At 61.7% G+C, this 21,481-nt stretch carries 28 protein-coding genes; 15 read left to right on the top strand and 13 right to left on the bottom strand.

The genetic code is table 11. The features are described from left to right. Positions 1-169: 169 nt before the first annotated feature. Positions 170-1,027 (bottom strand): glycoside hydrolase family 16 protein, encoded by an 858-nt coding sequence (locus AB4Z25_RS28915; protein ID WP_310294078.1) that lies wholly within the window; start codon positions 1,025-1,027, stop codon positions 170-172. 144 nt (positions 1,028-1,171) lie between these two features. Here AB4Z25_RS28915 and AB4Z25_RS28910 point away from each other — a divergent pair, with 144 nt between their 5' ends. The 6 genes from AB4Z25_RS28910 (at position 1,172) to AB4Z25_RS28885 (ending at position 7,649) form a co-directional block, all read left to right on the top strand. Further along, entirely contained in the window at positions 1,172-2,602 is a 1,431-nt protein-coding gene (locus AB4Z25_RS28910) for a hypothetical protein (RefSeq protein ID WP_442210479.1), read from the top strand. Then, positions 2,599-3,825: a polysaccharide pyruvyl transferase family protein gene (locus AB4Z25_RS28905; protein WP_112538971.1), complete on the top strand. Its 1,227-nt coding sequence runs from the start codon at positions 2,599-2,601 to the stop codon at positions 3,823-3,825. The genes AB4Z25_RS28910 and AB4Z25_RS28905 overlap by 4 nt, the downstream gene beginning before the upstream one ends. A 212-nt stretch (positions 3,826-4,037) precedes the next feature. Beyond that, entirely contained in the window at positions 4,038-4,715 is a 678-nt protein-coding gene (locus AB4Z25_RS28900; RefSeq protein ID WP_442210501.1) for a Crp/Fnr family transcriptional regulator, read from the top strand. 368 nt (positions 4,716-5,083) lie between these two features. Further along, positions 5,084-5,725: a LuxR C-terminal-related transcriptional regulator gene (locus AB4Z25_RS28895; protein WP_442210476.1), complete on the top strand. Its 642-nt coding sequence runs from the start codon at positions 5,084-5,086 to the stop codon at positions 5,723-5,725. 218 nt (positions 5,726-5,943) lie between these two features. Further along, positions 5,944-7,134, top strand: a complete 1,191-nt coding sequence (locus tag AB4Z25_RS28890) for a glycosyltransferase (protein WP_442210473.1) — start codon at positions 5,944-5,946, stop codon at positions 7,132-7,134. A 119-nt stretch (positions 7,135-7,253) separates the two neighbouring features. Beyond that, positions 7,254-7,649 carry a DUF1236 domain-containing protein gene (locus tag AB4Z25_RS28885; protein WP_112390116.1) on the top strand — a complete coding sequence of 132 codons (396 nt, stop codon included), beginning with the start codon at positions 7,254-7,256 and terminating at the stop codon, positions 7,647-7,649. 73 nt (positions 7,650-7,722) lie between these two features. Here the strand turns inward: AB4Z25_RS28885 and AB4Z25_RS28880 are convergent, their stop codons facing one another. The 4 genes from AB4Z25_RS28880 to AB4Z25_RS28865 all read right to left on the bottom strand — a co-directional run bounded on the left by AB4Z25_RS28880 (position 7,723) and on the right by AB4Z25_RS28865 (position 10,683). Beyond that, positions 7,723-8,766 (bottom strand): Gfo/Idh/MocA family protein, encoded by a 1,044-nt coding sequence (locus tag AB4Z25_RS28880; RefSeq protein WP_112390115.1) that lies wholly within the window; start codon positions 8,764-8,766, stop codon positions 7,723-7,725. A 9-nt stretch (positions 8,767-8,775) separates the two neighbouring features. Further along, entirely contained in the window at positions 8,776-9,561 is a 786-nt protein-coding gene (locus AB4Z25_RS28875) for a ThuA domain-containing protein (protein ID WP_112390114.1), read from the bottom strand. A gap of 198 nt (positions 9,562-9,759) precedes the next feature. Next, entirely contained in the window at positions 9,760-10,101 is a 342-nt protein-coding gene (locus AB4Z25_RS28870) for an SMR family transporter (protein ID WP_112390113.1), read from the bottom strand. 18 nt (positions 10,102-10,119) lie between these two features. Continuing rightward, complete coding sequence (locus tag AB4Z25_RS28865) at positions 10,120-10,683, bottom strand: TetR/AcrR family transcriptional regulator (protein ID WP_112390112.1); 564 nt, start codon at positions 10,681-10,683, stop codon at positions 10,120-10,122. A 159-nt stretch (positions 10,684-10,842) separates the two neighbouring features. Here AB4Z25_RS28865 and AB4Z25_RS28860 point away from each other — a divergent pair, with 159 nt between their 5' ends. From AB4Z25_RS28860 to AB4Z25_RS28850, 3 genes are read left to right on the top strand one after another with little or no spacing between them, the layout of a single operon-like run. Continuing rightward, positions 10,843-11,232 carry a group II truncated hemoglobin gene (locus AB4Z25_RS28860; protein ID WP_112538968.1) on the top strand — a complete coding sequence of 130 codons (390 nt, stop codon included), beginning with the start codon at positions 10,843-10,845 and terminating at the stop codon, positions 11,230-11,232. A 7-nt stretch (positions 11,233-11,239) separates the two neighbouring features. Further along, on the top strand, positions 11,240-11,614 hold the full coding sequence (locus AB4Z25_RS28855) for a DUF423 domain-containing protein (RefSeq protein ID WP_112538967.1): 375 nt from the start codon (positions 11,240-11,242) through the stop codon (positions 11,612-11,614). Continuing rightward, on the top strand, positions 11,611-12,135 hold the full coding sequence (locus AB4Z25_RS28850; protein ID WP_442210466.1) for a GNAT family N-acetyltransferase: 525 nt from the start codon (positions 11,611-11,613) through the stop codon (positions 12,133-12,135). The genes AB4Z25_RS28855 and AB4Z25_RS28850 overlap by 4 nt, the downstream gene beginning before the upstream one ends. Before the next feature lie 38 nt (positions 12,136-12,173). Here AB4Z25_RS28850 and AB4Z25_RS28845 read toward each other — a convergent pair whose 3' ends face one another. The 8 genes from AB4Z25_RS28845 to AB4Z25_RS28810 all read right to left on the bottom strand — a co-directional run bounded on the left by AB4Z25_RS28845 (position 12,174) and on the right by AB4Z25_RS28810 (position 16,737). Then, the gene (locus tag AB4Z25_RS28845) at positions 12,174-12,551 is read right to left on the bottom strand and encodes a pentapeptide repeat-containing protein (protein WP_112538966.1); all 378 of its coding nucleotides are present in this window, start codon (positions 12,549-12,551) and stop codon (positions 12,174-12,176) included. Positions 12,552-12,609: 58 nt separating this feature from the next. Beyond that, positions 12,610-13,383: a sugar phosphate isomerase/epimerase family protein gene (locus AB4Z25_RS28840; RefSeq protein WP_112538991.1), complete on the bottom strand. Its 774-nt coding sequence runs from the start codon at positions 13,381-13,383 to the stop codon at positions 12,610-12,612. A 75-nt stretch (positions 13,384-13,458) separates the two neighbouring features. Further along, a complete protein-coding gene (locus AB4Z25_RS28835) occupies positions 13,459-13,821 on the bottom strand; it encodes a bleomycin resistance protein (protein ID WP_112538965.1) in 363 nt (120 codons plus the stop codon). After that, positions 13,822-14,136: an antibiotic biosynthesis monooxygenase family protein gene (locus AB4Z25_RS28830; protein WP_112538964.1), complete on the bottom strand. Its 315-nt coding sequence runs from the start codon at positions 14,134-14,136 to the stop codon at positions 13,822-13,824. 8 nt (positions 14,137-14,144) lie between these two features. Further along, the gene (locus AB4Z25_RS28825) at positions 14,145-14,417 is read right to left on the bottom strand and encodes a hypothetical protein (RefSeq protein WP_112538963.1); all 273 of its coding nucleotides are present in this window, start codon (positions 14,415-14,417) and stop codon (positions 14,145-14,147) included. After that, positions 14,414-14,824: a DUF2325 domain-containing protein gene (locus tag AB4Z25_RS28820; protein WP_112538962.1), complete on the bottom strand. Its 411-nt coding sequence runs from the start codon at positions 14,822-14,824 to the stop codon at positions 14,414-14,416. Before AB4Z25_RS28820 ends, AB4Z25_RS28825 begins: the two co-directional genes overlap by 4 nt. 112 nt (positions 14,825-14,936) lie before the next feature. Further along, the gene (locus tag AB4Z25_RS28815) at positions 14,937-16,223 is read right to left on the bottom strand and encodes a TonB family protein (protein ID WP_112538961.1); all 1,287 of its coding nucleotides are present in this window, start codon (positions 16,221-16,223) and stop codon (positions 14,937-14,939) included. 61 nt (positions 16,224-16,284) lie between these two features. After that, positions 16,285-16,737: a hypothetical protein gene (locus AB4Z25_RS28810; protein ID WP_112538960.1), complete on the bottom strand. Its 453-nt coding sequence runs from the start codon at positions 16,735-16,737 to the stop codon at positions 16,285-16,287. Between the two features lie 144 nt (positions 16,738-16,881). Between AB4Z25_RS28810 and hemP the strand changes: the two genes are divergently transcribed. The 6 genes from hemP to AB4Z25_RS28780 all read left to right on the top strand — a co-directional run bounded on the left by hemP (position 16,882) and on the right by AB4Z25_RS28780 (position 21,475). After that, entirely contained in the window at positions 16,882-17,061 is a 180-nt protein-coding gene (gene hemP / locus AB4Z25_RS28805) for a hemin uptake protein HemP (RefSeq protein WP_112538959.1), read from the top strand. A gap of 9 nt (positions 17,062-17,070) precedes the next feature. Continuing rightward, positions 17,071-18,120 carry a ChuX/HutX family heme-like substrate-binding protein gene (locus AB4Z25_RS28800; RefSeq protein ID WP_112538958.1) on the top strand — a complete coding sequence of 350 codons (1,050 nt, stop codon included), beginning with the start codon at positions 17,071-17,073 and terminating at the stop codon, positions 18,118-18,120. Between the two features lie 10 nt (positions 18,121-18,130). Beyond that, complete coding sequence (locus tag AB4Z25_RS28795) at positions 18,131-19,063, top strand: heme/hemin ABC transporter substrate-binding protein (RefSeq protein WP_112538957.1); 933 nt, start codon at positions 18,131-18,133, stop codon at positions 19,061-19,063. A 1-nt stretch (position 19,064) separates the two neighbouring features. Then, on the top strand, positions 19,065-20,180 hold the full coding sequence (locus AB4Z25_RS28790; protein WP_112538956.1) for an iron ABC transporter permease: 1,116 nt from the start codon (positions 19,065-19,067) through the stop codon (positions 20,178-20,180). A 10-nt stretch (positions 20,181-20,190) separates the two neighbouring features. Continuing rightward, positions 20,191-20,976 (top strand): heme ABC transporter ATP-binding protein, encoded by a 786-nt coding sequence (locus AB4Z25_RS28785; RefSeq protein ID WP_112538955.1) that lies wholly within the window; start codon positions 20,191-20,193, stop codon positions 20,974-20,976. Positions 20,977-21,124: 148 nt separating this feature from the next. Beyond that, positions 21,125-21,475, top strand: coding sequence for a DUF883 family protein (locus tag AB4Z25_RS28780; protein WP_112390096.1), 351 nt, complete (start codon positions 21,125-21,127; stop codon positions 21,473-21,475). The last annotated feature ends 6 nt before the right edge of the window (positions 21,476-21,481 follow it).

Genomic DNA, 21,481 nt, shown 5'->3' with positions numbered 1-21,481 from the left:
ATCTGGCGGTAGAGGGTGTAGAGGAGTGGCCGCAAAGGGCTAGGCGGCCGCACCGGACCTAGCCGAAAGAATTAGGTTTGCCGCTGGTGGCAAAACGCAGCGGGAGCGGCATCTCTGCCGCTCCCGCTATCCATTTCTGGTGCTGTTGACTTGTTTTCCAAGCTGCCGCTCAGGGCAGCCCGTAGACATGCACGTAATCAACGAACATATGCGACGGATCGGGGGCACTGGCCTTCGTCACATTATCGACGAGGCCGAGGTTGAGCAGCACATACATGGGCTGTTGATGCTCGGGCCGCGTCTCGGTCTTCCAGACCAGTTTCCTGTCGAAATACATGCGGATGTATTTCGGGTCGATCTTCACGCCATAGGTATGGAAGTCGCCGGGCTTGGCCTTCAGGAAGGCGTTGATCCGCGAGAATTTCGAATAATGCTCGCCGGTCTTGTACCAGACATGCACGGTCGACGAATAACCGTCCGGCTTGTCGCCGTAATATTCCATGACATCGATCTCGGCCGTCGATTTCGAGCGGTCCTTGCCGATCAGCCAGAAGGCCGGCCACAGACCGGGACCGGTCGGCAGCTGGGCGCGCGTTTCAAAATAGCCGTATTGCTGCGCAAAACCGTTGCCTTTCGGATCGACCGAGGCAAGGAGCCCCGAGCGCCATTCGCCCTCACCGTCCTTCGAGGACTCGATGCGCAACACGCCGTCATCGATGGTGAAGGGGAAGCCATCCTTGGGATTGGCAAAGCGCGCCCCGCCAAAATCTCCCGACCACGGCGTATGCGCAATCCAGCGCGTTCCCGGCCCCCAGGCCGAGACGCTGAGGTCGTCGAACTCGTCGGCGAAGGTGATCTTCATCTTGTCAAGGTCGAGAGCGTCGCCCGTATCGCCGGACGCCGCGTCGTCTGCAAAGATCGGTGCCGCCGTGGTTGCAGCGAGCGCAGCCGCGCACATGGCCAGCAGCAACGGACGCCGCCCGCCGGTCAGATGCTCGTTGCGAGATGTCTTGAATATATTGAACATGGCGCAACGATAGGCAGACCCTGAAACCGGGTGAAGAACCACGTTCGGCCGAGCCCCTGCCCGAAAGAAGTAGCCGCGGGCGTAAATACGCGGTGCTTTCCTGCATGCTACTGTTTCTGAAAATAGGGCTGGGCAACGACTTCCATGCACTTTCAGATCATGGGATTTCTGACGTTGGTATTGGGCGCGGCGGCACTTTACATGCCGCCGGTCTGGTCGTTCCTGCTGATCTTCGTGTCGACGGTTTTCGGTTCTGCCGCCGCCTTCAACCTGTCGGGCCTCGGCGGTGCATCGGTTCTGGTTCCCAACCTTTTCCTCGTGTTCTTCTTCATCCGCGTGCTGATGAGCTGCGGCGAAGGCCGGATACTGGCGGCCTTCGCGCCGTCCAGGATCGGCTTCTATCTTCTGGCGCTGACAGTCTTCGGGCTGGTCACCGCCGTCTTCTTTCCGCGGCTGTTCCAGGGCATGGCCGAGACGATGATCGTCGAGCGCCAGGTCGGCGCGCGCAGCTTTATCGCGCTGCAGCCGCTGCGCTTCTCGTCCAACAATATCACCCAGTCAGTCTATGCCGTCGGTGGGCTGCTCTGCTTTGCCTGCACCTTTGCCTGGTTCCGCCGCGAAGGCATTGCTACCTCGCTGGTTACCGCGCTGATCGTCACGACCGTGGTCGACCTCTCCTTTGCCGTCGCCGATATCATCACCTATTACTCGCATACCGAATGGTTGATGAGCTTCGTGCACACCGCCAACTACGCGTTGCTGACCGCCTCTGAAAAAGGCGGACTGAAGCGTATTTCCGGGACCTTCCCGGAAGCATCCGCCTTTGCCGACTATACGCTGGTGCTGTTTGCCGCCGTCTCCAGCCTCTGGCTGGATGGCGTGCGCAAGAGGATCACCGGCATCCTCTCCCTGGCGCTGCTTACCTCGCTGCTGCTCTCGACATCGGCAACCGCCCTCGTCGGCGTCGCGGCAATCATGCCGTTCCTGCTGATCCGGGCGATCCGCGGCCGCCACGCACTGGCGATCACCCTCGGTGCTGCGGCCTTGCCGCTTCTGGCGGTCATTGTTGTTGTCGCGCTTCCCGATCTCGCCACCGGCCTGCATGACTTCCTCGACGAAATGGTCCTCTCAAAGGCCGACAGCCAGTCAGGCCGCGAGCGGTTCATGTGGAATTCGGTCGCCTACGAAAGCTTCGTCAATACCTATGGCTTCGGCGCCGGACTGGGCAGCGCACGCGCATCGAGCTTCGTGCTCGTGCTGTTGTCGAACCTCGGCGTTGCCGGGACGGCGATCTTCGTGATCTTCTCGCTCGCCGTCGTCCTGGCGCGCCTGCCGCAGCATGATGCCGAACGTCCGGAGGATATCGCCGCCGTACGCGCCGCCAAGCTGGGCTTCTTCGCGGTGCTGGTGACGGCCACCATCTCGGGCACTGTCTACGATCTCGGCCTCACCTTCTATATCCTCGCAGGCAGCGTCGCAGCCCTGACGCTGCCGCGCGCGCTCAGCCGCTCGGCACAGGCCGCACCGGCCTTCCGCTTCCGAAGCAGCCAGGACGCAGCACAGGCTCACTCATGAAAATCGTCGTCTTCAACGTCAAATACAGCGAGAACCTTGGAGACGGCCTGCTGGCCGACTGCATCGAAACCACGCTGCGCGCCGAAGGCATAGAGGTCGAGACGCTCGATCTGGCCGGCCGCACCGCCGTCGGCACCAGCAGGAACCGCAGCCTGATCCTCAATATCCTGCGCCACCTCCCCGCGCGGCTGCGACGCGCCGTCGTCACGAAGGCACTGGCCAAACAGTTGCGCGAAAGCAGCCGCATCTGGGACGCGAAGATCGCGGCCGCCGATGCCGTCATTCTCGGCGGCGGCAATCTGTTTCAGGATGACGACCTGAACTTTCCGCTGAAGGTCGGCACGCTGCTCGATTGCGCCGCACGGCAGGGAAAGCCCCTTGCCATCTATGCCGTCGGCGTCGGCCCGCACTGGTCAGAACCGGCAAAACGCCTGTTCCGGCGGCTGCAGGACACCCAGCTTGCACATCTCTCCGTCCGTGACGGCTTCGCCTATCGCAACTGGCTCGAATATTTTCCCTCAGGCCCGGTGCCGCAGATCGAGCCCGACCCCGGCTTGCTCGCCGCAAGCCTCGTTTCGGGGGATCTTCCTGCCGTCCATAAATCCGTCGGCCTCTGCGTCACCGAGCCGAAGATCCTGGCACGACACGCTTCGCGCCCGGCGCTCTCCATTCCGCTGACCACGGTCTCCGATTACAGCGAACTCATCAGCCATCTGACCGGCGCCGGTTACCGCGTCACTCTGTTTTCGAATGGGGCCGGCGAAGACCAGAAGCTGGCAGAAACCGTGCTGTCGTCATGCAGGGCTGCCGGTATCGGCACCGCCGGGACGCTGCGTCTGGCCGACCGCCCGCGCGATCCGCAGCAGCTGCTGGCGATCCTCAGGCAGAACAGTGTCATCGCTGCCCACAGGCTGCATGCCTGCATCGCCGCACACGCCATGCGTATCCCGGCGGTGGGCCTTGCTTGGGACGGCAAGGTCGAGGGATTCTTCCGTGAGATGAACCGCTCCGGCGCTTTCGCCGCCGCTGGAACCAGCCCCGCCGGGATTGCCGCGATGGTCATGCGCGCAGATCAGGAAGGGCTCTCTTCCGAGGTCCATCACGAACAAGTGACTGCGGCCAGGTCCGCACTAACGAATGTGTGCTCGACTTTATTTGGGCTGAACCGGCCAGACACGATTTCCCGCTCCAAAAAACGTAATAAATTGGTACATAACGTATAAAAATGAGATTTATTCTGCACCAATATTGAAAATAACCATTCCGGCAAATCTATCCTCTTCAACAATCCCGATTCCGAGACAACATGAAATATTCATGTTACGATGTGCTCATATTTAATGGTTAACAGGTGTCTAAGGGGAAATAAAACCACGAAGTTTGCTGGAGGCGGGGCGTGGCGATATACGAAGGGTCGGACCACGAAAATCTTGGGCTGGTCAGAATACAGGGGCAAAGATTCACGTTATCGGGCGGCTCTCACCGCGCGTATGATGACGGCGATATTGTATTCGACCCCGAAGCCCGGAAGGCGGCGCTGCTTATTCTTGTAAGCGGCTGGGCCGTGTCCTGCAAATCGCTGCCGAACGGCACCCGCGTCGTGCTCGAATTCATCCTTCCCGGCGACATCATCTGGACGCCATCGGTAGCGACCGCCCGGGAAACGATCGAAGCCATCTCCCATGTCCAATTCTATGAGCTGAGCGGCCATGTTCTGGCCCGCTATCTCGACAGCAACACCGGCCAGAACATCATTCTCTCCGAAATGATGCGCTGTCATGCCCGCATGTCCGAGCGTCTCGCCAATGTCGGCCGCCGCGATGCGTTGGCCCGCACCGGACACCTTCTTCTCGAGCTCGCTGCGCGCATCGGACCGGACCGCAAGCGACCGGGCCTCGATGGCTTCCTTTGCCCCCTGACCCAATCCGACATCGGCGATGCCGTCGGCCTTTCCACGGTACATATCAACCGTGTTCTGAAGGATCTCCGGGTCAATGGACTACTGTCGTTCAGAAACGGGACCGTCGAATTTCTCAATCGTAGAAAGCTCGAAGAACTTGTTGAATTCGACGATAGTTACCTCGCGACACAACCGCAGATATTTTCCAGATAAATTGATAGTTCAAAGTAATTAGTCGGCCATTTCTGGGCTAATTATTTCAGAGGTTGATATTTTAACAGAACATTAACCTATGTTAATGCCGCCTCATTTGGCTTCCTCCATATTTACATACAAGAGATCAATTCCGGAGCCATGGAATTCAAACAGACATAGCACCTAGTGCTAAGTAATAATTCTCGGGCTTACTTCTCTTACACGTTTAGTATTGAGTTCAACCAATGTAGGGGCGTGAAATGGAAGGTCTAACAACATCGAGTGAGCAGATCAGATCTGATACAGCTCACCTTATCTCTCTTCGCACATCCGATTCCATGAGACACTATCAGGTCTCCTCCCGGGCAGATTCCCAGGAAGAGCTGATGGATTATGTCCTGCTGCTGGATTCCCGCTCGCTGCAGAGCGAGTGCCTCTCCAGAAGCCTTTCCGAATATGACGAGGATCTCAAGGTCATCACCGCGACCTCGATCGAGGAGTGGCAGCGCAAGCGCATGCGGTTCGAACCGGCGCTGATTCTGTACATGATCGGCGGAAAGCATGTCTCAGAACCGGATGTCAGCGACAAGATTGCTAAGCTGGCGCAGAAATTCCCGTCCGTACCTGTCATCGTCGGCGCAGAGGGCGACGAAATCCAGCAGGTGCTGAAGGCACTGGAATGTGGCGCCAAGGGCTACATCCCCGCCAATATCGGCATCGGCGTTGCCGCCGAGGCAATCGCTCTGGCCCGTGCCGGTGGCGTTTTCGTTCCGGCAAGCAGTCTGCTCGCCGCCAAGGAGATGATCACCTCAAGCACGACGGCAGCGAAATGCGGCGATCATTCCTTCACGCCACGCGAAATGTCGGTGGCGGATGCACTTCGCCGCGGCAAGTCGAACAAGATCATCGCTTACGAGATGAACCTCTGCGAAAGCACAGTCAAAGTGCATATTCGCAATATCATGAAGAAGCTGCACGCGACCAACCGGACGGAAGTTGCCTACAAGATCCGCGAGTTCGCTCAATAATCTCCCATTCCTCCGAAGATCTAGCCGGAGCGCCAACGCGCTCCGGTTCTTTTGCATGCCTGCCACCCGGCCTCCTGCACGAGGAGCCAGTTTCCCGGCCGCGTAAGACTTTCGGCTAGGCTCCTACCCCCAATTGACGCCGCTCAGCGCCGATGAAGGCGCTAGGGTGCGCCACCGAACTCAACGATGATGGCACCGCTTCACTTGAGGGGATAATTATGCGCGTCGCGATCGTACATTACTGGCTCGTGTCCATGCGCGGCGGCGAAAAGGTCGTCGAAGCGCTCTGCGACATGTATCCGGACGCGGATATTTTCACGCTTGTCTATGATGAAAGCCGGATGTCGGAAACGATCAAGCGCCACAAGGTCACCTCCTCCTTCCTGCAGAAGATCCCCGGCGCCGTGAAGCACTATCAGTCGCTGCTGCCGCTGATGCCCTTTGCGCTCGAAAGCCTCGATCTCAGCGGCTACGACCTGATCATCTCCAGCGAGTCAGGCCCCGCCAAGGGCATCATCGCGCCACCGCACTCGACCCATGTCTGCTACTGCCATTCGCCGATGCGCTATATCTGGGACCACTATCATGTCTATCGCGCCCGCGCAGGTCTCGCCTCGCGGATGATGCTGCCGGTGATGGCGCCGCTGCTCCGCTCCTGGGATGTCAGCACCAGCCTGCGCGTCGATCGCTTCGTCGCCAACTCGCATCACGTCAAGGCGCGCATCGGCAAATATTACGGCCGCTCGGCGACGGTCATCCACCCCCCCGTTGCCGTCGACGACTATGCCGTCTCCGACGACATCGGAGATTTTTACCTCTGTGCCGGCCAGCTCGTGTCCTACAAGCGCATCGACCTCGCCGTACGCGCCTTCACCAAGATGGGCCGCAACCTCGTCGTCATTGGCGAAGGCAAGGAGCTTGCGGCACTGAAGGCGATCGCTGGTCCGACCATCACCTTCCTCGGTCGCACGCCCTTCCCGGTGATGAAGGAAAAACTTGCCCGCTGCCGCGCCCTGATCTTCCCCGGCGAAGAGGATTTCGGCATCGTTCCCGTCGAAGCCATGGCCAGCGGGCGGCCGGTCATCGCCTTCGGCAGTGGCGGCGCGCTGGAAACGGTGCTGCCGGGCCTGAGCGGCATGCTCTTTAACGAACAGACGCCGGAAGCCATCATCGACGCCGTGGAAAGCTTCGAGGCACAGGCCGCGATGTTCGACCCGCAAGCCATCCGCGCCCACGCCGCCCGCTTCAGCACCCGCAATTTCAAGCTTGGCATGGAATTGATCATCCAGGAGGAACTGCGCGCCCGCAAGACCGCTGCCCTGCAGCCCGCCCCCCACGGCGAAGCCCGCCGCTTCCCCTTCGACACCGTCTTCCCGGTCCCTGCCCCGGAGACCGACCGGGTGCACTAGGCCCCCATATCCCGATCCTCACGCCATATGACCACCGCACGGAAAGCGTGACTCCCGGCGCGGAACAACAAATAGGATGCACCGTTTCCCCCCCGCAAACCGAGCTAAGGAGAAATACAATGTACAAGGTTCTACTTGTCTCCAGCGCACTGGCGCTGTCGTCCCTGGCCACGAATGCGCTGGCTGATGGTGCGGTCACCGGGGCTGCCGGTGGTGCGGTAACGGGTGCGATTGTCGGCGGCCCGATCGGCGCTGCCGTGGGTGGTGTCGCAGGCGCCGTCGCCGGTGCCGTGATCGATCCGCCGCCGCGCGAAGTCGTGACCTATGTCGAAGCCCAGCCCGCTCCGCCGCAGGCTGTCGTCGTTCAGCAGCCGATCGTCGTCGGCAAGCCGCTTCCGGCTGAGGTCCAGGTCGTTCCGGTGCCGGAGAACCCGAAATATGCCTACACAGTGGTGAACAACCAGCGTGTGATCGTCGAGCCCGAGACGCACCGCGTCGTGCAGGTGATCCAGTAATCGCGAAGACCTAAGCTGGAAACAGAAAAGCCGCCCTTAACCCGGGCGGCTTCTTTTGCTTGTGGCGCGGAAATCAGACTTTCAGTTCCCGCCGCTCACGCTCGGTGACGACTGACAGATCGATCACCTTCTGCAGGTTGGCGGCATGACGGAAGTTGGGATCGGGCTGGACACCAGTCATCACCGCTTCGGCGAAACGCTGATAGTTGGTCGGAACCGCGGGAACCTCGATATCCTTCCAGGTCGCCGTCTCGACATCGTCGCCGAAGCAGCCGCGCAGCGACGAGCCGTTCGGGTTGTGGTTGACCTCGAGGCTGCCACGCTCGCCATAGATACGCAGTTTCAGCTCATTCAGATGCCCGGTTGCCCAGCGGCTGGCATGCACGACGCCGAGCGCGCCATTGGCGAAATCGACCGACATGGTGAAGCTGTCATTGGCATCGAGCATATATTCGCCGATCTGGCCGCCCGGCGCCTTGTTGAAGGTCTTCAGGCGGGCAAAGACATGGTCGATATCGGTTGCCGCACCATAGGCCGCGAAGTCGAGAATGTGGATGCCGACATCGCCGAGCACGCCGTTCGAGCCGTGACCGGTCGAAAGACGCCAGAGCCAGGTCGATTCCGTGCGCCAATCGCCCCAGGCGCGTGACACCAGCCAGCTCTGCAGGTAGGACGCCTCGACATGCTTGATGGTGCCGAGCTCGCCGGCCAGCACCATTTCGCGGGCGCGCTGCAGCGGCGCGACATTGCGGTAGGTGAGGTTCACCATGTTGATGACGCCGGCGGCTTCCGCAGCTTCGGTCATCTCCAGCGCCTTCGGATAATTCTCCGCCAGCGGTTTTTCACAGAAGACGTGCTTTCCGGCGGCAATCAGCGCCATGGTCGTCGGGTGGTGGATTCTGTCGGGCGTCACATTGGTCGCCGCGTCGAATTCGCCCCAGGCGATCGCTTCGTCGAGGGTCAGGAAACGCTTTTCGATGTTGAACTTGTCGGCGAATGCCGCAAGGCGGACGGTGTCGGTATCGACAGCACCGACCACCGTCACACCGTCAATGCGGGTGAAGTGGTCGAGCTGGTTTTTCGCCATCACGCCCGTTCCGAGAACGAGTAGTCGCATGGATGTTCCTCAGCGGTAACCGGCTTCGCCGGCCTGGTGCAGTCTCGGGCCGCGTTCTTCGATCGGCTCCAGGGCCTTCTCAACCGGCACATTTGGGGCATCGTGGATGGCAGTCAACGCACCAGCCGGGTTATGCGCCCATTTTACGCCGTTGATCAGCACCTTCTTGACGTTGGCGTCATGATAGGTCGGGTAGGTCTCGTGGCCCGGGCGGAAGTAGAAGATGTTACCAGCGCCGCGGCGCCAGGTCATGCCGGAGCGGAACACTTCACCGCCCTGGAACCAGGAGATGAACACCGTTTCCAGCGGTTCCGGAACGGAAAACTGCTCGCCATACATTTCCTCGTTTTCGAGGACGAAATTCTCATCCAGGCCGGCGGCAATCGGATGGCGCGGATTGATCACCCACAGCCGCTCGCGCTCACCCGCCTCGCGCCATTTCAGCGCGCAGGGCGTTCCCATCAGCCGCTTGAAGATCTTCGAGAAATGGCCGGAATGCAGAACGAGAAGGCCCATGCCCTCCCAGACGCGCTTGGCAACGCGTTCGACCACTTCGTCGGACACTGCGCCGTGATCCTTGTGTCCCCACCAAAGCAGCACGTCGGTCTCGTCGAGGCGCGACTGCGGCAAGCCATGTTCGGCCTCCTGCAGCGTCGCCGTCGTGGCGCTGATCGCCGGGTCGCTGTTCAGCGCCTTGGCGATCGTCGTGTGCATGCCCTCCGGGTAGATACCCCTGACGATCTCGTTGGTATTCTCGTGGATATTCTCTCCCCAGACGACGGTACGAATGGCCATTGCCGGTGCTCCTCTAGGCTTCGGGGGTTGTCAAAACTGGCGGGTCAAGAAGAATTCAAAGCGCTTTGGGAAATTGAACAAATCTGCGCCTCGCCTCCTCCAAGTCACAAGAAGACATAGACCTTTGGCCGCAATTTGACAAAGGGGAAAATTAGCCGCCGGGGCATGCCGCGGAACGGCAGCTCAACCCCATGAAAATCAATGGGAAACGGATTTGGAGAACAGATTGACGACGAGAACGCCCGATATGATGAGGCCAAGCCCGATCATCGCCGGCAGGTCGAGACGCTGCTTGAAATAGATCAGTCCGACCGCCGAAATCAGCACGATTCCCAAAGCGCTCCAAATCGCATAGGCGATGCCGACGGGGATCGATTTCAGCGTCAGCGACAGCAGGTAGAAGGCCGTCGCATAGCAGACGACAAGCACCGCGCTCGGCAGCAGCTTGGTGAACTGCTGCGACATCTGCAGCGCCGTCGTGCCGATGACTTCGAGCACGATCGCGAGAAAAAGCAGCGCATAGACGGCAGCCGGGCTCATGGTCTTCTATCCCTGGAATTATCGCTTGGTCAGTTCGGTCAGCCGCGCAATCAGTGCCCGGCGCTCGGCAAGCCCGAGATCGTGGCTCTCGGTCGTATCGGAGAGCCAGAGCCCATCGGCCGCAAAGCGGACGATCTGCGCATCGACCGACGAGTCCGTTCCGACATATTCGTCGGCACGCGCCTGCACCCATTCGCGCCAGCGCTGGCGAAGCCGCGGCTCGGCGAGCATGGCAATCGTCACCTGCGCCCAATGGCGCGATTCGTCGCGATCGCTCTGGATATCGGCGACGGCCAGCAGATAGGCGCGGGTGAAGCGGCCATGGGAGACCGCATCGCGGCGCATCAGCTCCTCGATATCGGCATCGAACCGCTCCAGCAGACTCTCGAACAGCGCATCGAGCAGCGCATTCTTCGTCGGGAAATGATGCAGCAACCCGCCCTTGCTGACGCCTGAGGCGCCAGACACCGCATCCAGCGTCACCGACGCCATGCCGCTCTCCGTCGCCAAACGTGCGGCGACGTCCAGCAGCTGCCGGCGGACGAGTTCGGGTTGTTTCTTGCGGTGATGTGCGAGTGCCATGCGTTCTAAAAATACCGTCTGGACGGTTTTGTCAATTAAAATCCATGTAGAGCGTTGGTATCGCAGGCGTTTGGACGAAATGCCGCGCCTTGGTCTTCCCGTGTTGCGCGCCGATGCGTGCCGGTGCATGAAGACTGCGGGGTATCGAGGGATGGTTCAGTGACGGAAGAGGCGATCACGCTTTATCAGGCGATCGGTGGCGACGAGACGGTCAAGGCTTTGGCGCATCGCTTTTACCAGCTGATGGATACGCTGCCGGAGGCCAGGCACGTGCGCGCCGTTCACCCTCCGAGCCTGACGGGCAGCGAGGAGAAGTTCTACGAATATTTGACTGGCTATCTTGGCGGCCCGCCGCTTTACACCGACAAGCGCGGCCATCCCCGCCTGCGCAGCCGCCATTTCGTCGCGGAAATCGGCCCTGTCGAGCGCGACGAATGGCTGCTCTGCTTTCGCCAGGCGATGGACGAGACCATCGCCAATCCCAAACTCCGTGACATCATCTGGCCGCCGATCGAGCGGCTGGCCTTCCACATGCAGAACAAGGAATAGCGCCGCCATGATCAGCAACAACAGCATCGCGCCGTTCTTTTTCCTCTTCGCCGGCCTCTTCGGCGTCGCAGGCGTCGGCTTGGCCGCAGTCGCGGCCCATGGCGGCGGCGATGCCAGTCTTGCCGCCTCGGCGTCGGCCATGTGCCTGGCGCATGCTCCTGCCCTTCTCGGCCTCGCACTCGCAGGCGACAGGCTCAAAACCGCCTGGCTGGCCGGTTTGCTGATGATCGCCGGCACCGCGCTTTTCGCCGGCGATCTCGTCTCCCTGCGTTTCGTCGGCCACGGCCTGTTCCCCTACGCCGCGCCGACCGGCGGCTGGGCGATGATGCTCGGCTGGCTGGCCATTTCCGTCGGCGGTTTCCTGCGCCGGCCGGTCCGGTGAACGGCGTCACCATCCGCAACGCCCGCGCCGGCGAGCTCGAAGCGCTGCGCACCATCGAGATGGACGCAGTCATCGCCCTTATCGACGCTGGCGTCCCCTTCCCCGGCGAGCCGCACCCGCTATCCTCGGAACAGCTTGCCGCCTATCGGGCGGATGGTCTGTTGATCGTGGCCGCCGGCGCGGAGGACACGCCGGTGGGTTTCGTTGCGGCGGAGGAGATCGGCGGCATGCTTTACATCGCCGAGGTCGACGTGCTCCGCCGCCTGCAAGGCAAGGGCATCGGACGGTTGCTGATGCAGGCCGCGATCGATGCAGCGCGAAGCCGCGGCCTATCCGCCGTGGCGCTGACGACAGACCGGTTCGTGGTGTTCAATTATCCGTTCTACCGGTCGTTGGGCTTCGTGGAGCCCGAGGCTAAGCACATGCCTGCGGCTCTACGGGCGGTCCTTGACGCCGAGATCGCCAACGGCATGGGTGCGGAGAGGCGCGCGGGGATGGTGCTGCGCTTTGGAGAATGCTGATTTCAACTCGGCGCAAATGCCCCCCATCCTGCCCTTCTTCATTTCGCCTTTTCATAGGCGTCGAATAGATCGGTGACGAGAATTCCGTTGATCCGCATCCCGGTCAAATCGGCATCTCGAATGTCCGAATTCGCCAATGTGACACCGCTTATGGTCAATCGCGATAGGTTCGCATTGGTGACAGCCGCTCCTGACAGATTGACGTTATTGAAGCGCGCGGCTTCAAGGTTGACGTCGTCGAAATCCGCTTCGCTTAAATTGGTGTCGATGAATTTTGCTTTCGTCAGAACAGCGTAAAATCGTGCGTCAGCAAGATAGACACCATCGAAGTTGGCGCCTGACATATCTGCGCGCTCGTAGCGCGCTCCTTGCATCTGAGGGCCATCAAACGGGTTGCGTCCTCGCTGATCAGTCATCGTCGTTTCCTCCTGCTATGCGGCCAATGTCCGCCATTGGCGCAAAATCGCCGACCCCTCACCCCGAATGCGCCATGAACCGGCTGAGATAGGCAAAACTCGTCTGCGCGAATTCAAATGGCTTGCGAGGGCTGTCGTGCTCGACAACCAGCGTTTTGGCACCTTTCGCCAGCGCCAGCCGCCAGAGCGACGGCCACATCAGCGTCCCGGCGCCGACATCGGCCCAGCCGTCTTCATCGGGATTGGCACCCTCGGGCGCCCTGTCCTTGACATGCGCAGAGACCAGGACCTTGGCATAGCGCTGCAGCCACTCGGCCGGATCGACGCCGGCGCGGGACATCCAGGCGATATCGGCCTGCCAGACGAGCGGGCTGCCGCGGGCCGCTTCGAACATGACCTCGAAGCCGTAGCGCGCGGTGGAGAGCAGCGAGAAGCCGGCCATCTTGTTGTGATAGCCGACCGATATGCCATGCGGCCTGTAGCTTTCCGCCAGCCGACCGAGTTCGGCGCCGAGCCGTTGCCAGCCGCCCGTCGTCTCGGGCGGCAGGAACGTTGCCGATTGCGGCACGAACAGCTGGGTGATGCCGCAGGCCTGGCAGGCCTCGGCGACATGACGCGGTTCGTCGCGGAGAAAATCCAGGCCGATATGGGCCGTGGGGGCGGCGAGCTGATGCCTGGCAAGCGCGTCGCTGAGCCCCGTCGCATCCCGCAGCTGATGCCCGAGCGGCTCGACCGACTCGAAACCCGCCCGCGCCGCCGCCGAAAGCTGGGCATCGAGCGAGCCGAGCTCGCGCAGCGAGAAAAGCTGAAGGGATAATGTCGGCCTCGTCATTGTGACAGGATAGCACGGCAGGCGGCTGCGGCCATAGCGCGGTTGCGGCGCCAGCGGCAAATTGCCCGCGCAGATTCAGCGGCCGGGAATACGGCCGAAGCGCAGGAGATTGCCGTGCGGATCATGGACGAAGAATTCCTCCATGTTCCAGGCCTTGAGCTCAAGCGCCGTCAGCCGCGGCACATCCTTTTCGGAATATTCCCGGTGCAGCGCGCCGATCCGCCCGCCACGGATATAGACGGCGCTGCCTTCGCAAAGCGCCCTGTTATCCGTCAGCCGGAAATGCAGCTCCATCTCCTGGCGGCGGACGATCAGATAGGCCGGTGTCTCGTAGGTCACGGCAAAGCCGAGCTGGTCGCGGTAGAATTCCCGCGTCTCGCCAATATCGAGCGACGGCAGGATCGGGATGACTTCGACACGCTGTGGATCGTCAGGCAATCAGATGCCCTCGACGACGGTAAAACCTTCGAAAACCGGCGGCCCCTTGTACATCGCCTTGCGGTCGCCGGCATTGCGATGGGCAGCGCGAAAGCTCTCTGACCTGGTCCAGTCGAGAAAATCCGCTTCGCTCGCCCACAGCGTATGCGAGGAAAACAGCGTGTAGCCCTCCTCGGCATTTTCCCGGCCGCGTAGCAGCTTGAACTCGACAAAGCCCGGAACCGCGGAAAGGCTGGAATCGCGGTTGCGCCAGACGGCCTCGAAATCGCTTTCCGCGCCCGTCGTTACCTTGAACCGGTTCATGGCAATATACATGCAGACCCTCAGCGCTTGACCGTCTTGCCGGCCTTGCGCGCCGGCGGGAAGGCAACGATGTTGTTGCCGTTGGCGGCTTCCCGGCCGAGCGGTTCGTCCGGTTCGACGCCCGGCATGCGCGTTTCCCAATAGGGAAACTCGGTGACATTCGGGTAGTCGGCCTGGCGTTCTGCATTCTTCATCAGGAGCTCGTAGAGTTCGGGCACAAGGCCGTCGCCGTTCTGTGCGGCCAGCTTGTGCAGGCCGATCATCATGAAGCCCTCGGGGCGCTGGTCTTTCATCGGGCGGTGTCTCGTTCGTTCATGGTGTTCAAGGCCCGCTCGAGGCTGGATTTGCTGCCGCTGCGCAGCGGGATGAAGGCCTTGCCGAATTTCTTGCAGCCGGTCTTCACGCGCACGCAGGCATCGTGGCTGATACAGTCGATCGGGCAGAACACGCAGTCGACGGAGGGCAGAACGGTGTCGATACGCGAGACCGCTTCGCGAAGCCCGCCATCGTGGTGGATCAGTTCGGCGCCGAAGCTGCTGGCGATCTCGCGAAGATGTGCCACCTGGCAATCCCGGCCGCCGACATAGAGAAAACTGCGGCCATCCAATTTGGATCGTCCGGACGGCTGCTGCGTCTGCGCTGCCGCATCCGCGCTGACGCGGATGTCCCGGTTAGATCCCTTCTTCGCCTTCCGAGCCATTTACCACCCGTTCGCTCGTTGATCGTCACACGATTCCAGTGTGCAAGCGGGACCTTATTAAACTTGATTTTTAGAGTAAAGTATAAAGTTGACTCTTTTGATCATATTTATTTCAGCGGCCAGTGACCTGGACTTCCTGGGTGAATGTCCAGGTCGGCTTGCCCCATTCCGGCGGCAGCGGCGGGAATGGCGAAGCGCGTTGAACACCGGAGACAACCGCCTGATCGAGCTCGGGAATTCCGGAACTGCGGGCGACTGACAGACCGCTCAGCGAGCCGTCGCCGCCGATCGTCAGGCGAACCCTGACACTCATCGACGCGCTCATCCGCTTGTATTCGGACGGCACCTTCACAGCGCGGCGGATGCGCGATTGAACCTTGCCCGGATAATTGGCGACAGCCGCACTGCCTGCCCCGCCAGAGCTTCCTGCCGAGCGCGAATTCCGGTCGGCATTGGCGACTTCCTCGCCGTCGCTGGCCCCGCGGCGCGAATCCTGCTTGTTCTCGCCCTGCGATCCCGCAGCCTTTTTCACCACCTTCTTCGGTGGCTCTTTCTTCTCGGCCTTCGGCTTCTCGACCGGCTGCACCGCCTTCGGCTTGGCGATCGGCGTCGGCGCTTCCTCGGGCTGCACCGGATCCGGCAGCGCCTCGGCCGTCTCGACGGGCTCGACCGGCTTCACCTCTTCGGGAACCTCGGTCGCCATCGGCTGGACGACAGCGGTTTCGGCCGGAACGTTGGAGGTCAGAACCTCGGGCTCGGCGGCCGTCACCGTTTCAGGCGAAACGCGCGTCACTTCCTCAGTTGGCTGAACGGGCTGCGCTTCAACCGGCTGCGCCATCTCGGGCTGCACTTCGGTCGGCTGAACCTCTGTCGGCTGCACGGTTTCCGGCTGGACGCTTTCGGCGACCACTTCCTCCGGCTGCGGCTCCACCTGCAGATCGGGATCGCCGGCCGAGGCCTGGTCGGCTTCGGAATCACCGAGAATAATGACGCTGACCGCCTCGCCGGCCTCCTCCTCAGGCTCATGCGGCGCGACGACGAAGCCGACGGCCAGCGCGGTGAAGAGAATGGCATGGAAGGCAAAGGACGTCAGGCAGGCGACGACGACGTTGCGCTTGGCAGGCTTGGCGCCCGCCTCCTGCTTTTCGATCGCGGAAGTATCCATCGCCGGAGCGTCGGCGGCACCGGCCTTCGGTCCCTGCGCATGTTCCGGGAAGGAGCCGATATGGGCAAAGCGGGTATAGTGGACGACGGTTTCGGCGGCCGGCTGGCGCGGCGCGTTGCGCAGTTCCCGCATCTCGTGTCCGGGATGCAGCCCCGGCAGATTGTCGTTCGACGTGCCGGCATCCTGCTCGGCAAGGAACGCGTGCCGCGATGTGGATTTCGCTGAAACTACCATCTGCCTTGCCTCGGCCAGTTTGAAACTGAAGCCTGCCGGAAATCATCTCCGGCGGTCTGTCTTACCCTTCGAAGGGCACAGAAATCTGCGAGCGGGTAACGAGACCCTTCATGCATGCACCGGCAGCCGGGCCATCACAAACCGGCGTATCGTTGATGATGATGCGGGTCACCGCCTCGCATTTCATGTTGGGCATGTCGAACTGGCGCACGCGCTTCTTGCCCTCGGGCAGATCGCGGAAATCGAGAACGGTGATCTTGTCGACCGCGTTCCTGTCGTTGAAGAAAGCCAGTTCGAAGGAGATCTTGTTGACGGGCGCAGCCAGCTTGTTCAGCGCCACGAAGGTCATCATGCAGCCCTTCTGCGATGGCGCCAGCGCGTTCAGCTCGACTTCGAGAGCGTTGGCCGGAGCGGTCGGAGCAGCAGCGGCGGCATCCTGTGCATAGGCAGGAAGAACGCTTCCAACGACCATCAATCCGCCCGCCACAAACGATGCAAAACTGCGTGCCGCCATCACCACTTCTCCATGCGATTTCGAAAACTTGAGTTGATAACTCTTCTATTGCGTCTTTAAAAAATGGTGACTATGAAAGTCAAGATAAATGTATCGAGGCCGCCGGAAAACAAGCCGCGGCAAAAGCGGAAATTGCCAACCGAAATGATGGTTGAAAAGCCTGACACCTTTAAGCATGCGCCGTTCGTCAAGGACGCGGCGGAAGTGCGCACGATCGAAAGCGGAGACATCTTCCGCGGCGCGAACGAGATCATAATCCGGCATGACGGCGTGGTCTATCGCATGAAAATTACCCGCCAGGGCAAGCTCATTCTCAATAAGTAAGGGTAGACCATGACCGAGAACACCAGACCGGCACCGGCCGAAATTCGCGCGTTCCGCGCCGAGAATCCGAAGATGCGCGAGCGCGATATCGCCGCTCAGCTGAAGATTTCGGAAGCAGCCCTCGTTGCCGCCGAAGTCGGCATTTCCGCCACCCGCATCGATGCCAGCGCCGCCAAGCTTCTGGAGCGCGTGGCGACACTCGGCGAGGTCATGGCCCTGTCGCGCAACGAAAGCGCCGTGCACGAGAAGATCGGCGTTTACGAGAACATCAGCGTCGGCCAGCACAATGCCATCGTTCTCGGCGAAAACATCGAACTGCGCGTCTTCCCGAGCCGTTGGGCCCACGCCTTCGCCGTCACCAAGAAGGACGGCGACACCGAGCGCCTCAGCCTCCAGTATTTCGACAAGACCGGCAATGCCGTCCACAAGATCCACCTGCGCCCGGCATCCAATGTCGAAGCCTATCACGCCATCGTCGCCGAGCTGACGCTCGAGGACCAGTCGCAGGAATTCGTCGAGCAGGAAGCAAGTTTCAGTGCCGATGAAACCGGCGACGTCAACCAGAACGAACTGCGCGACAGCTGGAGCAAGCTGACCGACACACACGAATTCTTCGGCATGCTGAAGCGCCTGAAGATCGGCCGCCAGGCCGCCGTGCGCACCGTCGGCGACGACTACGCCTGGAAGCTCGACAACACCGCGACGGCCGACATGATGCATGCCTCCGTCAAATCAGGCCTGCCGATCATGTGCTTCGTCGCCAATAACGGCATCGTCCAGATCCATTCCGGCCCGATCCACAACGTCCAGCCGATGGGTCCGTGGATCAACGTTCTCGACGAAACCTTCCACCTGCATCTGCGTCAGGACCACATCGCCGAGACCTGGGCCGTGCGCAAGCCGACCAAGGACGGCCACGTCACCTCGCTCGAAGCCTATGACGCCAATGGCGAGATGATCATCCAGTTCTTCGGCAAGCGGAAGGAAGGCACGGATGAGCGCGGCGACTGGCGCGAGATCATGGAAAACCTGCCGCGCGCGGCAAGCGTCGCCGCATAAGGAGCCGATCATGAGAATGCCTTCAAGCCTGCGCCGCATCCGCCTCTGGGAACTGGCGCTGACGGCTGCTGTCATGGCCCTGCCGCTCATCCCCTCGCCGGTCGCCACGCCCGGCTATTCCTTCGTCCGCGCTGCTCATGCGGCTGAACCGAAGAAGCTCGACACCTCGCGCGTCGTCTCGGTCGGCGGCGACGTCACCGAGATCATCTACGCGCTTGGTGAGGAAGGCCGCATCATCGCCCGCGATTCCACCAGCATGTATCCGGAAGCGGCAGTGAAGCTGCCGGATGTCGGCTACATGCGGGCGCTGTCGCCTGAAGGCATTCTCGCCGTCAATCCGTCGGCGATCATCGCCGTCGAAGGTGCCGGCCCGCCGGAAGCGCTGACGGTTCTGAAGAATGCCAGCGTTCCTTTCGAGACGGTTCCGAACACCTACGACCGCGAAGGTATCCTCAAGAAGATCGATCGCGTCGGCTCCCTGCTCGGCGTCGAGGACAAGGCCAAGGCGCTGGAAGCCAAGGTCGGCGCCGATCTCGATGCCGCGATCACCGATGCCGAAAAGCGTCCGGAGACCGAGCGCAAGCGCGTGCTCTTCATCCTCAGCATGCAGGGCGGCAAGATCATGGCTTCGGGCACTGGTACGGCTGCCGATGGCATCATCAAGCTCGCCGGTGCCGTCAATGCTGTCGGCACCTTCCCGGGCTACAAGCCGCTGACCGACGAGTCGATCATCGAGGCCAAGCCCGACGTCATCCTGATGATGGACCGCGAAGGCGGTCATGCGGCCGCCAATGACGATCTCTTCAAGCAGCCGGCGATCGCGCTGACACCAGCGGCAGAGAAGAAGGCCGTCATCCGTATGGACGGCCTGCACCTGCTCGGCTTCGGCCCGCGTACGGCAATCGCCGTCCGCGAACTCAACACGGCGATCTACGGCGGCTGATATGGCAGTGCAGGATGTGATGACGGACGGCAAGCGTTCCATGTTTTCGATCGCCGCATTGCGCGAAAGCCACCGGGTTGGCGATCGTACCCGGATCGCTGCCCTCGTCATCGCCCTGCTCGTCATCGGCTCGGTCTTTTCGCTGCTGTTCTCGGTCACCACAGGCGCGTCTGATGCTTCGATGTTCGACGTGATGGCCAATCTCGGCGGCCAGGCCGATGCGCTGACCACGCGCGACCGGATCATCATCTTCGATATCCGCATGCCGCGTGCCATCCTCGGTTTCCTGGTCGGCGGCTCGCTCGCCGTATCAGGAGCGGTCATGCAGGGTCTGTTCCGCAATCCGCTGGCTGACCCCGGCCTTGTCGGCGTCTCCTCGGGCGCCGGTTTCGGTGCCGTCATTATGATCGTGCTCGGCGGCTCGATCGCCATGCCGGTGTTCAACCTGCTTGGCATCTATGCCCTGCCGCTCGCAGCCTTCGGCGGCGGCCTCGTCACGACGCTGCTGCTCTACAGGGTCGCCACCAGCAACGGCCAGACCTCGATCGGCACCATGCTGCTCGCCGGTATCGCGCTCGGCGCTCTCACCGGCGCCCTGACCGGCCTTCTGACCTACATGGCCAACGACCAGCAACTCCGCGACCTGACATTCTGGGGCATGGGCTCGCTGGCGGGCGCCACCTGGATGAAGATCGCCGCAGCCGCGCCGATCATCCTAGCCTCCTACATCGTGCTTCCCTTCATGGCCCGCGGCCTGAACGCCATCACGCTTGGCGAGGCGGCGGCATTCCACATGGGCGTGCCGGTTCAGCGTCTGAAAAATATCGCCATCGTCACCGTCGCAGCCGCCACCGGCGCCTCGGTTGCGGTCAGCGGCGGCATCGGCTTCGTCGGCATCGTCGTGCCGCATGTGCTGCGCATGGTGATCGGCCCCGATCACCGCTATCTCTTACCCGCCTCCGCCCTGCTCGGCGGTTCGCTGCTGATCTTCGCCGACGTGCTAGCGCGCACCATCGTCGCCCCGGCCGAACTGCCGATCGGCATCATCACCGCGGCTGTCGGCGGCCCGTTCTTCCTTTGGATCCTGCTGCGCCAGCGTTCGCGGCTTGCCCTCTGAGAGCATTTCCATGATCGAGCTTTCCAACGTCTCCGTCGATCTGTCGGGCAAGACCATCGTCCACGGCGTCAGCTTCACCGCCCGCGCCGGCCAGCTGACGGCGATCGCCGGTCCCAACGGCTCCGGCAAGACGACGACGATGAAGGCGGTATCGGGCGAATTGCCCGCCCAGGGATCGGTGAAGATCAACGGCGCCGAAGTCAGCGATATGGCACCCTGGAAGCTCGCGGCTATCCGCGGCGTGCTTCCACAGGCAAGCGCCATCTCCTTTCCCTTCACCGTCCGCGAAATCGTCCGCATGGGCCTGACGACAGGCGTCAACCTTCACCCGGAACGCGCCGAGGAAACCGCCGCCCGCGCGCTCGGTGCCGTCGATCTCCACGGTTTCGAGGGCCGCTACTATCAGGAACTGTCGGGCGGCGAGCAGCAGCGCGTCCAGCTTGCCCGCGTTCTCTGCCAGATCGCCGAACCGGTGGCCCACGGAAAGCCCTGCTGGCTGTTGCTCGACGAACCCGTCTCAAGCCTCGACATCAGCCACCAGCTGACGATCATGCGGCTCGCCCGCCAGTTCTGCGAAGCCGGCGGCGGCGTCATCGCCGTCATGCACGACCTCAACCTGACAGCACTCTTCGCCGATCAGATCGTATTGATGAAGTCGGGCCGGCTGGCAGCAGCTGGCAGCGTTCGCGAGGTGCTGACGGATCAAAACATGCAATCGGTCTTCGGCTGCCCGCTGCGCATCAATCAGGTGCCATCAGACGGCACGCCCTTCGTGCTTGCCCACAGCGCGCTCTGAGGCTTTTCCGGGAACCTTTCCCAGTCTTTCGCGTTCTCCGTGTCGATGATTTGGGTCATTGCCGGGCGCTTCTTCAAGACAGCAACGGTGACGGCCTGTGATTTTAAACAGGCGGCGCATGTGCACGCCCAAAAACATGGAGAAAATCATGGCTTCATCCATCCTCCAATCCGTTCGCGGCAGCCGCAAGGGCAATGGCACGCTTCACAGCATCGAAAGCACGATCGAAGATCAGATCGAGCACCTCCGCGACGAGATCGACGCCCTGACCAAGCTGGCCGCCAAGAGCTCGCGCCGCCAGTCAGACAAGCTGCGCTATCAGGCCTCTGCAGGTTATGACGAGATCGTCGGCCGCGGTGAAGACCTGCTGCGCGATCTGCAGGACGGCTACCTGCGCGGCGCATCCGAAGTGCGCGACACGGTGCGCAAGCATCCGGTTGCGACCATTGGGGCCGCGGCCGCATTCGGCCTCGTCCTTGCTCTCCTCGCCCGCCGCTAGGAGGCT

The sequence above is a fragment of the Rhizobium sp. RAF36 genome (genome assembly GCF_052114105.1).
Taxonomy (GTDB): domain Bacteria; phylum Pseudomonadota; class Alphaproteobacteria; order Rhizobiales; family Rhizobiaceae; genus Rhizobium.
This window is presented reverse-complemented; position numbering and strand designations above follow the sequence as displayed.